The organism is Bacillus cereus group sp. MYBK139-1, from assembly GCF_051916915.1.
GTDB lineage: Bacteria > Bacillota > Bacilli > Bacillales > Bacillaceae_G > Bacillus_A > Bacillus_A pacificus.
On sequence record NZ_JBQAHO010000001.1, the window covers coordinates 1,163,859 to 1,179,533 of the forward strand.

Genomic DNA, 15,675 nt, shown 5'->3' on the forward strand with positions numbered 1-15,675 from the left:
GTGTGTAGGATGATAGTCTAAAAGTAGACAAGTTTTTCTATACATAAATAGAAAACGAGCACCCTATCGCCATGTATGGGGATAGGGTGCTCGTTTATATATATTTACAATTCCAGTTAAAAATTTAAATCTACTACTTAGAAAAATCACAATTTTATATTTAATTTTTTTTGCACCAGAGTCATTTTTCTTATATTTTTTTCACACTTTTACTAAGTTTTTTGTAAAATTCACCTTTCGTTTTTATATGCTTAAACTGATTTGGATTAATATTTGCTTTTTGTGAGAGTGCTACAATCTCTTCTTTTGTAATTGAATCTTTAGTATTTATAGAAGCTATATTTGTATATTTTCCATCTTCAGTTTTTGGAATTTCTAATATCCCTTTATTCACCAGATCCACTACAGCCCTATGCTCTGAAGAATGTGTATTCACACCAGTAATTTTCCAATTATGCATAACTTTTGGTGTGTAAACACCGTTCTTTACCTCTTTTAAATATGTAATAGCAAGGTTACGAATGGTTCCACCAGTTTCCCCGAATGCATTCTCTTGTTTAGATGACCAAATTTGTTCAAACTTACGCCCCTCTAAAGCTCCACCTTTTGCCTGAAGAGCCTCCATTCTATATGCATTCATTCCCAGCGTCATAACATCGTTCGTTTTGATTGGTTTATTTGTACGAATAGAACGTAAATTTGTTATTCTACTTCCATATGGTTTTGTTAAGTCAATTTCGTATTTTACGCCTCCAAAGAAATCGTTCGTACTGTATTTAGATGCACGACGGGTTTTATCAAAACTAACTGTTACATCTCCAGGACGAGATGAGTTAAAGTACCCCGCTGCCCATTCCATATAGTCTTTTAAGTCTTTTCCAGTTACCTTATATACCGTAATTTCACCCAAAGCATATTGATAATTATATGCAATATCTTTTTTCTTAATAGGACCTACATCCAAACGGGCATTATCGTTATCAATTTGATGGGCGACTACATCTGCTTTGCTGTAGTAGAGCATGACTTCATGAAAGAAATCTGATAAAGGTGTCTCTTGAATCTGCACACTTGGAATACCCTTTATTTCATTTTCAAGAACAAGGTTTCTTCCCTTTAATTGAGCGACTACAACATTTGCATCTCCCCTCGCATACTCATGAAAAGGTGTCAGTGTGTCTTCAAGTGTAGGATCAGATACTACTGTTGTTCCATCAGTATTTTTTACAGGTATAGCGGTAGCAGTTTTATCTTTTAGAACCAGCTTTCCATCTTGCTTTGTAAAAGTAAGGTCAATACGCGAGATATGTGTTCCATACTTGTCTGGTTCTGTAATAATAACGCCATTTACAACTTCTTTTTTAACAAGTTTATGCATATGAGCTGCAAAAATAGCGCTTAGTTCCGGACAAGCATTCGCAATATCTTGAACCCCAGTACCAGGGATTCCATTCTCATTTTCTAATCCCATATGCATAACGCCTACCATTACATCTACTTTACCTTCTAACTCTTTAATGGCCTTCTTTGTCTCTTCTACTGGATTTTTCACCACTAAACCATCCAGATGATCTGTCCCTTTTTCAAAATCACTAATCATTGGTGTATTCATACCAATAATCCCGACTTTAATTCCACCTTTTTCAACAATTGTATATGCAGGAAGAAAGCGTTCTCCATTTTCCTTGTAAATATTTCCTAATAATGTCTTTCCCTTATATTGTTCACTAACTTTTTTCAATGTATCTAGGCCAAAGTTAAATTCATGATTTCCAAATGCCCAAGCATCATATCCCATGGCATTCATCGCTACCATCATTGGCGATTGTGGTTGATCATTGAATAATTCTACTGAGTTTCCTTGAATTGTATCCCCAGCATCTACTAATATGGTATTTGGATTTTCCTGACGTACCTTCTTTATAACTGTATAGAGTTGCGTTAAACTTCCACTCGTATTTGCACCATCAAGCGCATAATCCCAGGGCATAAATCTACCATGAATATCTGCAGTACCTAACAGTGTAATATTAACACCAGATTCCTCAGCTTTTGAAGTAGATGGTTTGACTGTTACCGCTGTTCCAAGAAGTATAAGAATAACAAAATAACATAAATAGTTCTTCCATTTCATTTTTTGCATAATAACAATATTTCTCCCCTTTTGTACTGTCATATAGTTGCTTGAACTTTAAAAATGTAACTTATTATTCGGAAAACTTCAACTGCAAAAAGTAATTTTGCGGGGGATTCTGTATGAAAAACAAAAAAAGATATAGAAAAAGCACTGCCGAATTGTTCAGCAATGCTTTTCTATTAAACGTACTATAACAATGAGTGTCTACTTTCTCTTATTCATGAGTACTATAGGTTCATATATGTTCACTTTAATTTTAAGATACGTTCTATTTCCTCTACACTCAACTTACTTGCTTTTGCAATAGTTTCAAGCGGTACACCTATTTCATGCATCCCTCGGATCATTTGCATCTTACCTTGTTCAATTCCTTTTTCTATGCCCTCTTGTTCAGCATGCGCTAGCTTAGCTTGTTCATCTAAAAGCAATTTCTCGCGAGCTTCATATGCTGTTCTGAAAGAAGAATCATGGCTCATATTTTCCCATTTACTTATTTCCTTTTTTAAAATTGGATCTTGATTCATATCAATCCCCTCCAATACAATGTTTGAGTTAAATGTTCATCTCCATGCGCTGGTAGTAATAACATCCAACAAACAAATGAATTTTCTCAAGGGTTTACTTTTTCTTCACGCCATTGTTTTACTAATTTCGGTATCTCTACAAGATGGATTTCAATATCGTTGCTTAATAGTTGTTGCATTTTTGTATTCCATAATTATCCGATAGTATGAAATTCATCATCCTGAGAAATTAAACTCCCCCCACTTTCACTTCTTTTATTTTAATAATTAGAGCAATAAAAAAGTAGTGAATTTACACTACTTTTTGGTATAAAAATTATTTGAATTCTTTTTTATATAATTTAATAGCATACATTTCTCTAAAAATAGACAATGATTTTTACTTTCCAACTTCACAAAGTAATTTTATCTCCTTAATTTGTTCTATATGGCGCTGTTCATGCAAATAAATCAGTTCTATCCACTGATCAAGAAGTAATTCTCCAAGAGCTGGATGCATCACTGATTTTTTCTCTAATATAGATTCATCTTCTATTGTACTTAGGAAACGCATTAATTCTTTTCTAGCGTCGTTTAACAAATCGACCATTTGCTGCACTTCAAATGGCTCTATGTTTGGTTGAATCATTTCTGGGGCTATAAATTTTATAGATCTATCTAATAATATAGATTGAATTTCTTTACGCTCATTTTGTGTACTATCCATCTTTTTTAATCCAGATGAAATGACCTTTATAACCCTTTCATCTAATAACACTAAGTGATGACATACTTGTGCTATACTCCATTTATCCTTATCTGGTTTCTTATTAAATTGAGTATCACTTAACAAAGTAATTTCCTCAAATAAATGATTTCGTGTATCATAAAACTTATCATTAACAAGTGTATTCATGAGAATTCCCCTTTCATCTAAAAGCAAAATAGATTAATTCCTACTCTAGCATTATTCTCTATGAAAAAATATTATCCTTCACTACCTATTGGTTATCATATCTGTTGTTGCTTGTGCCAATTTAACAACAAAACTTGTAACGAAACAAAATGTAAACCAAAACAAGAAACGAATAAAAGCAATCTTTGCAATATAAGTTTGTATATAATTCCATTCAAAGGCTCAAAATATCGAAGTGTCTATTCATAATTCCATTGTTTTTAATCTCATCTCAAAAAGGAGCTGTATTATATGGATAAAGAAAAGCTAGTAAACAAACAGATGAATCGTGTCCCATCGGATGCTCTGAACACCCCTAGTAAGGAACAAGAACAAATGCTAGAAACATCATCTCAAGTGGAACATAATCCAAACATTAGCAATAAAGTTATTAACCAAGACCTATATGGCACAGACTTACCCATTTCAGATGTAGATAGAACAACAAACAAAAAAATAAATAACTAACAATTCAAAAACACAGACCAAAATAAAAGATTTATTTTACATAATTTCTGAAAGAATTCTCCTTCTTTAAATGTTCGCAGGACAATAATCCGGCGATAACAGTAAGAAGAATTTTCCTTTCCACACACAAATAAAAAAACGAGCACCTTATCACTATGAATAGGATTGCTCGTTTTTATTTTCGTCTATTCCTTTTCTGGCCAAATTTTCGCGTTTGGTTCTAATAACCACATGTGGTCTTCCTCCATGATACGATCATTCCATGGATTATTCTCAAGATGTCGAATCATCCAACAAAAATACATGGCATATCCAGGCGCCGTTGCTTGTGGATGGTCTAGCTCACCTGGAATTGTAATAAAACTATTATGTACAACGCGATAAGCATCCTCACCAACCATTGCACATCCAAATCCCTGTGGCTTGTTAAAGCGATAATAATATACCTCCGGTTGATCATGGTGATGAGGTGGATAACTGGACCATCGCCCTGGATAAGAAATAACTTCTCCTACTACCATATTAGAATATGCTGCATTGTTATAGTCAAAAATCGTACGAATGACACGCTGTGCAGTGCCCTCCCATACTCCTTCTCCAGCCACAACACTTTGACACTCATTTGGAGTATATAACTTAGAAGCAAATTCTTGATCATTATCTGTTTTTTGAACAAGCACTTCACTATCTGAAAGAGCAGTAATGGTAACCTTCACATTTTTAGCCACATGTAAGCACCAAGGGTTTTCTTCAAACACAGACTGTCTTTGAATAACTTGTTCCATTCCTTCCCACTCTAAACGTATTGCCCCTTCTAGTAAAAGAACTGCTGTTTCATTCTTTTTATCAAATAGCAACTCTTCTTTTCCATTAGACATCTTATATATGCCTATATCCATTAACATATCACTGCATTGACCGTTCATTTCTGTTAATACATTATATCCTTCATTTAATTCACCTAATTTTCCTAACATGGCTTTCTCCTCCTTTTAATTAATGGCTTCACTAGCATTCTCCACTTTTGTCAGCTAACTACATTCCGAATTTCTTCTAACTAGTAATGAAGAAATTTTTTCTGATTATGCTCTGTTTTCACTTCCGAATATTTGCATATGACTTTTAACGTTTTCATATGCGGCCTCAATAACATCCTGGTGATACGTAAAATAATCTGAATACGGAGTGTTTAGGACGGTATTGCTAACCGCAGTAATTACATTCTGAAATGTGGCTGTTGCTACATTAATTTTACGAACACCATGTTGAATACATTGCTTGAAATCCTCTGGACTAATGCCAGATCCACCATGTAAAACGAGTGGGATATGGACTACCTCATTAATCTCTTGTAGGCGGTCTAATCGTAAATTAGGATCGCCATTGTACATACCATGCGCATTTCCAATTGCAACAGCTAACGCATCTACCTCTGTTTCTTCTGCAAATCGTTTTGCTTCTGTAGTGCTTGTCAACAACATTTCAATATCTTCTGATCCGTCCTCACTACCACCAACTCTGCCAATCTCAGCCTCTACCGTCGCACCGTACTGTTTCGCAAGTTCTACAATTTCTTTTGTCTTTTGTATATTTTCTTCTAACGGATAGTGAGAGCCATCAAACATAACCGAACTAAAACCAATTTCTAACGTCTCTTTAATCTTTTCAAATGTCATACCGTGATCAAAGTGAACCGCTACTGGAACAATTGCTTTTTTCGCTGCAGCTACCATCAACGGACCAATCATATGAATTGGAGAATGATTCAAACGAACTTCCGCAATTTGTAGAATAAGCGGCGAATTTAACTCTTCAGCTGCTTTGATAGCTCCCATGACCATTTCCATATTCGCAACACTGAAAGCCCCAACCCCATAATTCTCTTGATTTGCTTTTAATAAAATATCTTTCATTTGAACTAATGGTATTACATATTCACCTATTTCAAAATTATTTATTAAATGTAGAATTAACCGTCTCGTCTTTTTACTCCATTTGTAAGAGGAAATGTTGATTGCACAATCATCAACTTAGAGATAGTCTCAAAATGCGGAAATTACAGACCTGCTTTTTCTTGTATAAATTTTCGGGCTTTTAATGCGTATTCAAAAGGATTCGCTAAAGCTGGGTCTTGCTCTGCTTCTACCACAAACCACCCTTGATAATCAGAGTTTGCAAGGATAGTAAACACTTCATCAAATCCAATTACGCCATCCCCAGGGACTGTAAATGCCCCATTCTTCACTGCCTGTAAGAAGCTTAATCCGTTTTCCTTTACAGCTTCTACTACTTCTTGACGAATATCTTTTAAATGTACGTGTTTAATCCGAGGTAAATATTTCTTCAAAATATAAAGAGGCTCTTCTCCTGAAAAAACAAGATGACCTGTATCAAAAAGCAAAGATACAAGCGCTGGATCAGTCATGTCCATTAACTTTTCAATTTCTGCCGTTGTTTGAACACCCGTCCCCATATGGTGATGGTATACAATATGTAGCCCCTTTTCCTGAGCTAATTTACCGAGGTGATGTAATCCATCTGCAAGCTTTTTCCACTCTTCTTCTGTAAAAACAGGCTTATTTTTAAATAGTGGTACATCCATTAACCCCTGAATACTATGCCCTTGCTCTGAAACAACGATGACTTTTGCACCCATGTCATGCAAGAAATCCCTATGCTTAATAAATTCTTCTACCGTCTCTTCAAGCGGCTTCGTTGTTAAAAACGTACTAAACCATGCACTAGCAATCTCCAAGTTTCGTAATTCCAAAGATTTTTTTAATACAACTGTATTTCTCGGATATTTATTCCCTACTTCACTTCCATTAAATCCAGCTAGTGCCATCTCACTAATACATTGTTCAAACGTATTTTCTGCCCCTAGCTCCGGCATATCATCATTTGTCCAAGCAATTGGTGCAATTCCAAGCTTAATCGTATTCTCTTTAAACATCCCCTTGTCTCTCCTCTTTTTAAAATGTGATAGAATTTCGCCCACTTCTCTTATCTATTTGTTAAAAAGAGAGCTTCCTTAACAATATGCATGTAGATAAAAAGCTCTCTTTGTGTCCTACTCTAATAAGATCTTGCCTGTTGCAAGTTACTTACTTTACTCTCGTACGCAGCTTGTACACTTTGACTTTTAGATACTTCTGCAACACCTACATGCCACCATGACTCGTATCCATTTGTCATTGTTTTTGGTAATACTTTAATATCAATTAATGTAGAAACTGTTTGTTTTTTCGCATCTATAAGCGCTTCTTGTAATTGTTCTAGTGATGTAACATGATATGTTTTCACACCATATCCAGCTGCGCTAGCTGCAAAATCAATTTTCATAATTCCCCCGTCTAATTTACGAGTTTCCTGGTTTCGGTAGCGAAACTCTGTTCCAAAGCTTCCCATTCCATTACTCATTTGTAAGTTATTAATGCAGCCAAATCCGGAGTTATCAAACAATAAGACGTTAATTTTTTTGTTTTCTTGAAGACTTGTGACAAGTTCAGAATGAAGCATCTGGTAACTACCATCCCCTACCATTGCATAAACTTCCTTCGATGGTTCAGCTAGCTTTACACCTAGTGCGCCCGCAACCTCATAGCCCATGCAAGAGTATCCATACTCCATGTGATATGTATTTGTTTTTCTTGATGCCCACATTCTTTGTAAATCACCTGGAAGACTTCCTGCCGCTCCAACGATAATTGCATCTTCATCAAGTAATGTATTGATTTGTCCAATGACTGCAGTCTGTGTTAATTGTGTACCAAGTGCGTCTACATACTCATTTAAATTTTCATCAAAATGGCCTTCTACTTCTGGTGTGAAATCTTGACCTGTAAAGCGAATATTATGTAGACGTGATAATTCTGTTTCCCAAGCCTCTTTTGCATCAGCAATTTCTACTGTATAACTAGATCGATAATCAATTTCTTGCAGTTCATCTATTAGAGCAAGAAGCGCTTCTTTCGCGTCTGCTATAACCTTTAATGCATCCAGTTTATTCGCATGGAATTCTGAAATATTGATGTTTAAAAACTCAACTTCCTCATTTTGAAATAATTGTTTCGATGCCGTTGTAAAATCCGTAAACCTCGTCCCGATCCCAATAACAAGATCCGCTTCCTTTGCAATTGTATTAGCTGCTATATTTCCCGTTACCCCAATGCCACCTAGATTATATCGATGACTACTTTCAATTGCACTTTTTCCGGCCTGTGTTTCTCCAAATGGAATGTGGAATGTTTCAGCAAACTGTTTGAGTTCTTCTGCCGCTTCTGCGTATCTTACACCACCACCGCAAATCATAACTGGCTTTTTCTTTCTCTTAATCATTTCCACTGCATCCGCTAAGCTGGCTTTTGTAGGTATACGGCGTTCAATACGATGAACACGCTTTTGGAAGAAGTAACTTGGAAAATCCCATGCTTCTCCTTGGACATCTTGTGGTAAACAAATTGTTACAGCTCCTGTATCTGCTGGATTCGTTAAAACCCGCATCGCTTGAATCATAGCTGTCATCAATTGTTCAGGACGATTCACCCGGTCCCAATACTTACTTACTGCACGAAAAGCATCATTTGTAGAAATAGATAAGTCATGTGTTTGTTCAATTTGTTGAAGAACAGGATCAGGTTGTCTCGTTGCAAATACATCTCCTGGAAGTAATAAAACGGGAATATTATTTGCAGAAGCTGTTGCTGCAGAGGTAATCATGTTTGCTGATCCAGGACCAACGGAAGAAGTACATGCCATAATTTGTTTTCTATGTTTTTGTTTCGCAAAAGCCATCGCAGCATTTGCCATTCCTTGCTCATTTCTCCCTTGATATACTTCTAATTCCCCTGCGTCTTCTTCTAAAGCTTGACCTAGGCCTACTACATTGCCATGACCAAAAATCGTAAAGATTCCCTTAACAAACTTTTGTTGCTTTCCATCAAACTCTACATATTGCTGATTTAAAAACTTTACCAATGCTTGCGCCGTCGTCATTTTAACCGTTTGCATATGATTTGCTCCTTTCTATCTCTAACAGTCATTCTGCATATGAAAAAGGAGTATTAGGAATATGATAGACTCCTAATACTTCCTTCTTATGTTTTACTACTTGCATTACTTTCGCTTCCAAGCAACTAGACAGATTCTACTTCTCTCTTAATGATTACTTTTCCCAACGAGATGTAAGCATTTTCTTTCTTGTATAAAACTCAACGCCGTCAGTACCGTTCGCATGAAGATCACCGTAGAAAGAGTCTTTCCAGCCAGAGAATGGGAAGAATGCCATTGGAGCCGGAACCCCAACATTCACACCTAACATGCCTGATTCAATTGTTTCACGGAATTGACGTACACTTGCCCCGCTATCGGTATAAATGCAAGCTCCATTTGCAAAACGAGACTCATTCGCAATTTCAATTGCTTCATCCAATGATTTCACACGAACAATAGATAAAACAGGAGCAAAAATCTCATCTTGCCAGATTTTCATTTCTTTTGTAACATGGTCAAAAATTGTTGGCCCAACGAAGTAACCAGCTCCTTTTACAGCTGTATCTTCACTTCCATCACGAACTAACGTAGCGCCCTGTTCTACACCTGAATCGATATAACCAATTGTGCGCTCTTTATGGTTATCACGAATAACTGGTCCTAAAAATACATCTTCATCAAGACCATTGCCAATTACAATTTTATTCGCTTCTGCTACTAGTCTTTCAACTAATTGATCTGCAATTTCTTCTTCTACTGTTACAACAGAAGCAGCCATACAACGCTCACCAGCTGAACCGAATGCAGCGCTAATAATTTGCTTTGTAGCTAGTTCTAGATTCGCATCATTTAATACAATGGAATGGTTTTTCGCACCCGCTAGTGCTTGCACGCGTTTTAAGTTTTCTGTTCCTTTTTTGTATACATATTCTGCGACAGGCTGAGAACCTACAAATGAAATTGCCTTCACTAATTTATGTTCCAGAAGACCGTTTACTACATCGTGAGCGCCATTTACGATATTTAATACACCTTTTGGTAAGCCTGCTTCTTCAGCTAATTCTGCTAATCTTGCTGCTAGAAGTGGTGTACGCTCTGAAGGTTTTAATACAAATGTATTACCACAAGCAATTGCAAGTGGAAACATCCAGCATGGAACCATCATTGGGAAGTTAAATGGTGTAATCCCACCAATAACACCAATTGGGTAACGATACATACCAGACTCAATACCTGTTGCAATATCAGGTAGCTGTTTTCCCATCATTAATGTAGGAGCACCCGCTGCAAACTCCACGCACTCAATACCACGAAGAACTTCACCGTAAGCCTCGTTATAGCTTTTTCCGTTTTCAATCGTAATGAGTTTCGCTAACTCTTCCCAGTTATCTACTAGTAGTTGTTGATATTTAAATAGAATACGAGCGCGTTTTGGTACAGCCGTTTTAGACCAAGATTTGAATGCTTCATTTGCTACTAATACAGCTTGGTCAACGTCTACTTTTGTTGAAAGTGGTACTTGAGCGATTACTTCTCCTGTTGCAGGATTATATACAGCTTCCATCTTAGTTGAAATGGATTCTACCCATTCGCCGCCAATGTAGTTTTTTACAATTTGTGCTGTTTGTACTGTCATATTCATTCTCTCCCTTTTATGTAATGTAGAAGCGTCCAATAGGATACGCCCTTACTTGATTATTGATTCATAACGTTTCTATACCAATTCCTCAGCCGTCTCCATGAATGCAGAAATCTCTTCACGTGTTGGCATTGCATCAGAACAGCTATGTTTAGAAATAACGATTGAAGCAGAAGCACCACCTAATCGCATCGCTTGAGGAATCTCAAGCCCTTGCATTAGTCCATAAATAAACGCAGAAGCATACGAGTCGCCAGCGCCAAACGTCTTTAACACCTTTGTTTTAAAGATACCGCCTCGGTGAGATTGACCGTCTCTCGTATAAGCGATTGAACCATCCCCGCCATGTTTAATTACAACGATTTTCGCATGATGAGAAAACCATCTTTCAGCCGTAACTTGGTCATTAGACTGTTCATAGTTTAATAGTTTTTCCATCATATCGAATTCTTCACGCGTTCCAATAATGACATCAGATTTTTCAGCCGCTAGATTATAATACACAGCCGTTTCAGCTTCTGACTGCCATGTATAAGGGCGGTAATCCACATCAAAAAATACAACTACATCATGCTTACGCGCATATTCTAGTGCTAAAAATACCGCCTCGCGAGAAGGACTTTTCGCTAAAGCTGTTCCTGAAATTAAGAGTGCTTTTGATTGTTTAATATAGTCCTCAGATACTTCTGTTGGATCAAGATTTAAATCTGCGACATTGTCTCGGTACATTAAAATACTACAATCCTCAGGGCTTTTAATTTCTGTAAATGCTAGACCTGTCACTGCACCTGTACGGTCGATACATATCTGATTTGTATTAATCTTATTGTCCTTGAGGTACCCTGTAATAAAACGGCCCATTTGATCATCAGACACTTTACCGATAAATCCTGTTTGTAAGCCAAGACGTGCCGCACCAATCGCAATATTCGCAGGAGAACCTCCCACATACTTAGTAAATGTTCTTGTTTCTTCCATAGGACGTTGTGTTTCATTAGCATTTAAATCAACGCATAAACGTCCAACTGCAATTAGGTCTAATGGACAATCTTCTTTAAAAATAAGTGGATTCATTGTTACTACCTCCCATGCTTTATTGATTTAATGCAGGCTGTTTATGTTCAATTTGTACAGGTTTTCCTGTTAGTAAAGATTCCTTCGCAGCCTTCGCAATTCGCTCTGCTTGTAATCCATCATTACCACTGCAAATAACAGCTTGTCCTTCAATAATTGACTTTGTAAATTGTGTTACTTCCTCAATGTAAGCCTGCGTGTAGCGCTCTAGGAAGAAATAAAGCGGTTTATCTTTTACAACACCTTCTGTTTTAGAAACTTGTACTGTTGTCGGACAGCAATTATCCGCAGCAACCGCGCCTTTTTCACCAAACACTTCCACACGCTGGTCATATCCATAAACAGCTTGGCGGCTATTATCAATTACCCCTAAAGCTCCATTCGCAAATTTTAATGTGACAATTGCTGTATCAACATCATTTACTTCCTGAATGGATGGATCAATTAATGTTGTTCCATATGCAAATACTTCAACGACTTCACTATTCATCACATAACGAGCCATATCAAAATCATGAATCATCATATCCATAAACAATCCGCCTGAAGAGCGAACATATTCTATACTTGGCGGTTGTGGATCGCGTGACGTAATTTTTAAAATATGTGGCTGTCCCACTTCTCCTTGTTGAATCAGATCATACACTTTCCTGAAGTTCGGATCAAAACGACGATTAAAACCTACTTGAAGTGATACCCCCTGTTCTTTCACCACTTCTAATGCTTCTAATGTTTCTTCTACCGAGAAACTAACAGGCTTTTCGCAGAAAATATGTTTTTTCGCAAGAGCTGCTTCTTTTATAATTTGCGCATGTGTATTTGTTGGTGAACAAATAAAGACAGCATCAATTTCTGAATCTGATAATAAATCCTGATAGTTTGTAGTCAGAGTGGAAATCCCTTTATCTTGAGCCCACTTTTCTAGATGATTAATTACTACATCTGAAACCGCTTTAATTTTCACTTGTGGCATAAGCTGCAAATTATCAACATGTAGTTTCCCAATTCGTCCAGCACCAATAATCCCAATCTTTAAAACGTTCATATGATTTCTCCCTCTATATTAAAATTTAAGAAACGAAATGAAAGTCTATAGGGTTTAGCGTATTAAATTAAGTTAAGCGCTTTCCCTATTTTTCTTCATTATACACACTTGATTCTAAATTGGAAACATTTTTATTTTTTTGAACACTCCTCTTTTCATCCGAATTTTGCATTCCCTCAATATACGTATTACATAAAAATAAAAATTAATAATTAGAAATAAAAACTCTAAAAAGCTACAAATATACTCTTTTAAAATACTGATATAACAAAGAAAACCAAGCCTTTAAATAGAAATCCCACATCTATGAGGGATTTCTTTCTTTTCATACTCACCATTATTTTATTCTCCAATAAGTAAATAGAATGTTCTATAAAAGAAAGTTGTAAATTGTCAAAAATTTAATTGACGACCTCATAATGTAAGCGTATACTTTTTTATCAAAAAGAATTAAGCGCTTAACCAAAAATAACTTATCGGTGGTGGGAGAATGAACGCTATTAGTTCAAACAAAACATTTATGGACAGGATTGGGATCCCTTCTAATTTAACTTGGGGATACATAGGGATTATTGTTTTTATGATTGGAGACGGTTTAGAACAGGGATGGTTATCCCCTTATCTCGTTGAAAAAGGATTAACGCTAGAACACGCTGCATTTTTGTTTACTATTTACGGAATTACTGTATCTGCTTCTTCTTGGTTTTCAGGGGTATTTGTACAAATGTGGGGACCAAGAAAAGTCATGACGTTTGGTTTAGTATCATTCATTTTAGGTTCAATTGGGTTCATCGGTATAGGAATTCAGCATATGAATTATCCCGTAATATTAATTTGCTATGCCCTACGCGGGTTTGGTTATCCCTTATTTGCTTATTCGTTCCTAGTTTGGGTATCTTACAGTACGCCTCAACAAATGCTTTCAAGAGCAGTTGGCTGGTTCTGGTTCGTATTCCAGCTAGGTCTTAGTGTTATAGGAGCCTTTTATTCTAGCTATATGGTTCCGAAAATCGGAGAAATCGCTACTTTATGGAGCGCTTTAATTTTTGTTGTCGTCGGAGGATTGTTCTCAATTGTTGTAAATAAGGACAGATTTAAAGCACAAACCGTAAGCGCTAACAAATCAAGTGAATTACTAAAAGGCATTACCATTGCATTTGAAAATCCTAAAGTTGGTATAGGCGGTATTGTAAAAATTATAAACTCGGCGGCTCAGTTTGGATTTGTTGTTTTCCTACCTACCTATATGATGAAATATAATTTTACGATGACTGAATGGCTTCAAATTTGGGGTACTCTATTCTTTGTAAATATGGTGTTTAATATTATTTTTGGTATTGTTGGAGACAAGTTTGGCTGGGTAAATACGATTAAATGGTTCGGAGGAGTCGGTTGCGGCATTGTAACTCTTGCACTCTATTATGTACCACAAATGGTAGGACATAATTATTGGGTAATATTATTTGTTGCCTGTTGCTATGGAGCAACACTTGCTGGTTATGTACCTCTTACAGCATTAGTCCCATCTTTATCTCCTGAAAATAAAGGAGCTGCAATGTCTGTCTTAAATTTAGGTTCAGGATTATCAGCATTCGTTGGACCATTAGTAGTAACTGCCTTCATCGGTCCTTTAGGTGTTGGTGGCGTGATGTGGATCTTTGCTGGTTTGTACTTCTTTGGTGCATTTTTAACTCATTTCCTTACTATTCCAAAGGAAAATGAGATGGAACAGGATTTAAATACGAAAAGCGGTGAGCAATACTCTGTATAAATCCTATATATAAAAGAAGGTCATCCTAACTATACTTAGTTACGATGACCTTCTTTTGTTACACTCAAATAGACTTGAAAAAAGCTATCATGTAATATCCTTTACTGAGGATCGCTCTACTAACTGAGGAATAATTGTAATTTTTTGCTTAGCATGCTCCTTCATTTCCATCGTTTTTAGCAGTTGTTCAAACGTGCAGGCTGCCATTTGTTTAATTGGCTGCTCAATTGTCGTTAACCCCGGATCTGCAATCTCAGCATAGATTGTATTATCAAATCCGATAATTGATAAATCTTCTGGAATTGAAAGCCCTTGTTTTCTTGCTTCATTCATAAGGCATATAGCAATCAAATCTGTACAAGCAAAAACCGCTGTAGGTCTGTTAGGTAAATTAAGTAACTCTTTACTTGCACGTTTGCTATCTTCCACTGTCGAATAGCAACTAATAATAGCATCGTCATCTAACGAAATTCCTGAATCCGTAAGAGCTTGTTTGAAACCAGTCAATCTCCCTAAGCTACTTTTTCTATCCTTCTCCATCATAATCGTTAAAGATGTATGGCCTTTCTGCGTTAGATAACTTCCAGCTAGATAGCCTCCCCTCATATCATCAGTTGTCACAACATGAGTCGTGATAGAAGGATGATCTACAGTGAATAATACTAGTGGCAAATCCCGATTCACGATTTTTTTAACAAGTTTATAATCATTTAGCTCCGTTGCAATAATAATGCCATCTACTTGCTTTTTAAATAGTAAATCAATGTATTCGTGCTCACGTTTGGTTTGATGGTCTGTACTACATAAAATGAGTGTATACCCTGATTCTCGTGCACTATTTTCAAAAGCTCTTGCTACTTCTGCAAAAAAAGGGTTTGAGATGTCTGGGACAAGTACCCCAATTGCATATGTTTTTTTACCTGTTAACGCTGCCGCTACACTACTTGGCTGGTAATCTAGTTCATCCATTACCTGATTTACTTTGTTTATTGTTTTTTCACTAATACGCCCAGTTTGATTAATTACCTTGGATACAGTCGCTATTGATACACCTGCTTTTTCCGCAACATCATAAATTGTTGGTTTCACTT

At 36.4% G+C, this 15,675-nt stretch carries 12 protein-coding genes and 1 pseudogene; 2 read left to right on the forward strand and 11 right to left on the reverse strand.

Annotated elements, in window-relative coordinates:
- Positions 1-190 precede the first annotated feature (190 nt).
- From ACTFRS_RS05910 to ACTFRS_RS05920, 3 genes and pseudogenes are all read right to left on the reverse strand, one after another.
- Positions 191-2,143: a bifunctional metallophosphatase/5'-nucleotidase gene (locus ACTFRS_RS05910; RefSeq protein WP_440023959.1), complete on the reverse strand. Its 1,953-nt coding sequence runs from the start codon at positions 2,141-2,143 to the stop codon at positions 191-193.
- A gap of 239 nt (positions 2,144-2,382) precedes the next feature.
- Positions 2,383-2,894: pseudogene (locus ACTFRS_RS05915) on the reverse strand (Rpn family recombination-promoting nuclease/putative transposase); the annotation flags it as partial.
- A 146-nt stretch (positions 2,895-3,040) separates the two neighbouring features.
- Positions 3,041-3,556, reverse strand: coding sequence for a DinB family protein (locus tag ACTFRS_RS05920; RefSeq protein ID WP_139869118.1), 516 nt, complete (start codon positions 3,554-3,556; stop codon positions 3,041-3,043).
- A 291-nt stretch (positions 3,557-3,847) separates the two neighbouring features.
- Here ACTFRS_RS05920 and ACTFRS_RS05925 point away from each other — a divergent pair, with 291 nt between their 5' ends.
- Positions 3,848-4,063, forward strand: a complete 216-nt coding sequence (locus tag ACTFRS_RS05925) for a hypothetical protein (RefSeq protein WP_139869119.1) — start codon at positions 3,848-3,850, stop codon at positions 4,061-4,063.
- A gap of 185 nt (positions 4,064-4,248) precedes the next feature.
- Here the strand turns inward: ACTFRS_RS05925 and ACTFRS_RS05930 are convergent, their stop codons facing one another.
- The 7 genes from ACTFRS_RS05930 to iolG all read right to left on the reverse strand — a co-directional run bounded on the left by ACTFRS_RS05930 (position 4,249) and on the right by iolG (position 12,813).
- Positions 4,249-5,040 (reverse strand): 5-deoxy-glucuronate isomerase, encoded by a 792-nt coding sequence (locus ACTFRS_RS05930; protein ID WP_431084562.1) that lies wholly within the window; start codon positions 5,038-5,040, stop codon positions 4,249-4,251.
- Between the two features lie 105 nt (positions 5,041-5,145).
- Positions 5,146-5,991: a class II fructose-bisphosphate aldolase gene (locus ACTFRS_RS05935; protein ID WP_139869121.1), complete on the reverse strand. Its 846-nt coding sequence runs from the start codon at positions 5,989-5,991 to the stop codon at positions 5,146-5,148.
- A 128-nt stretch (positions 5,992-6,119) separates the two neighbouring features.
- A complete protein-coding gene (iolE, locus tag ACTFRS_RS05940; RefSeq protein WP_139869122.1) occupies positions 6,120-7,016 on the reverse strand; it encodes a myo-inosose-2 dehydratase in 897 nt (298 codons plus the stop codon).
- Between the two features lie 122 nt (positions 7,017-7,138).
- Positions 7,139-9,073, reverse strand: a complete 1,935-nt coding sequence (iolD, locus tag ACTFRS_RS05945) for a 3D-(3,5/4)-trihydroxycyclohexane-1,2-dione acylhydrolase (decyclizing) (protein WP_139869123.1) — start codon at positions 9,071-9,073, stop codon at positions 7,139-7,141.
- 154 nt (positions 9,074-9,227) lie between these two features.
- A complete protein-coding gene (locus ACTFRS_RS05950; protein WP_139869124.1) occupies positions 9,228-10,691 on the reverse strand; it encodes a CoA-acylating methylmalonate-semialdehyde dehydrogenase in 1,464 nt (487 codons plus the stop codon).
- Between the two features lie 78 nt (positions 10,692-10,769).
- A complete protein-coding gene (gene iolC, locus ACTFRS_RS05955; protein ID WP_139869125.1) occupies positions 10,770-11,768 on the reverse strand; it encodes a 5-dehydro-2-deoxygluconokinase in 999 nt (332 codons plus the stop codon).
- Positions 11,769-11,787: 19 nt separating this feature from the next.
- Positions 11,788-12,813 carry an inositol 2-dehydrogenase gene (iolG, locus tag ACTFRS_RS05960; RefSeq protein WP_242293647.1) on the reverse strand — a complete coding sequence of 342 codons (1,026 nt, stop codon included), beginning with the start codon at positions 12,811-12,813 and terminating at the stop codon, positions 11,788-11,790.
- A 490-nt stretch (positions 12,814-13,303) separates the two neighbouring features.
- Here iolG and ACTFRS_RS05965 point away from each other — a divergent pair, with 490 nt between their 5' ends.
- Positions 13,304-14,584, forward strand: a complete 1,281-nt coding sequence (locus ACTFRS_RS05965; protein WP_139869127.1) for an MFS transporter — start codon at positions 13,304-13,306, stop codon at positions 14,582-14,584.
- An 87-nt stretch (positions 14,585-14,671) separates the two neighbouring features.
- Here the strand turns inward: ACTFRS_RS05965 and ACTFRS_RS05970 are convergent, their stop codons facing one another.
- The gene (locus ACTFRS_RS05970; protein ID WP_139869128.1) at positions 14,672-15,673 is read right to left on the reverse strand and encodes a LacI family DNA-binding transcriptional regulator; all 1,002 of its coding nucleotides are present in this window, start codon (positions 15,671-15,673) and stop codon (positions 14,672-14,674) included.
- Positions 15,674-15,675 lie beyond the last annotated feature (2 nt).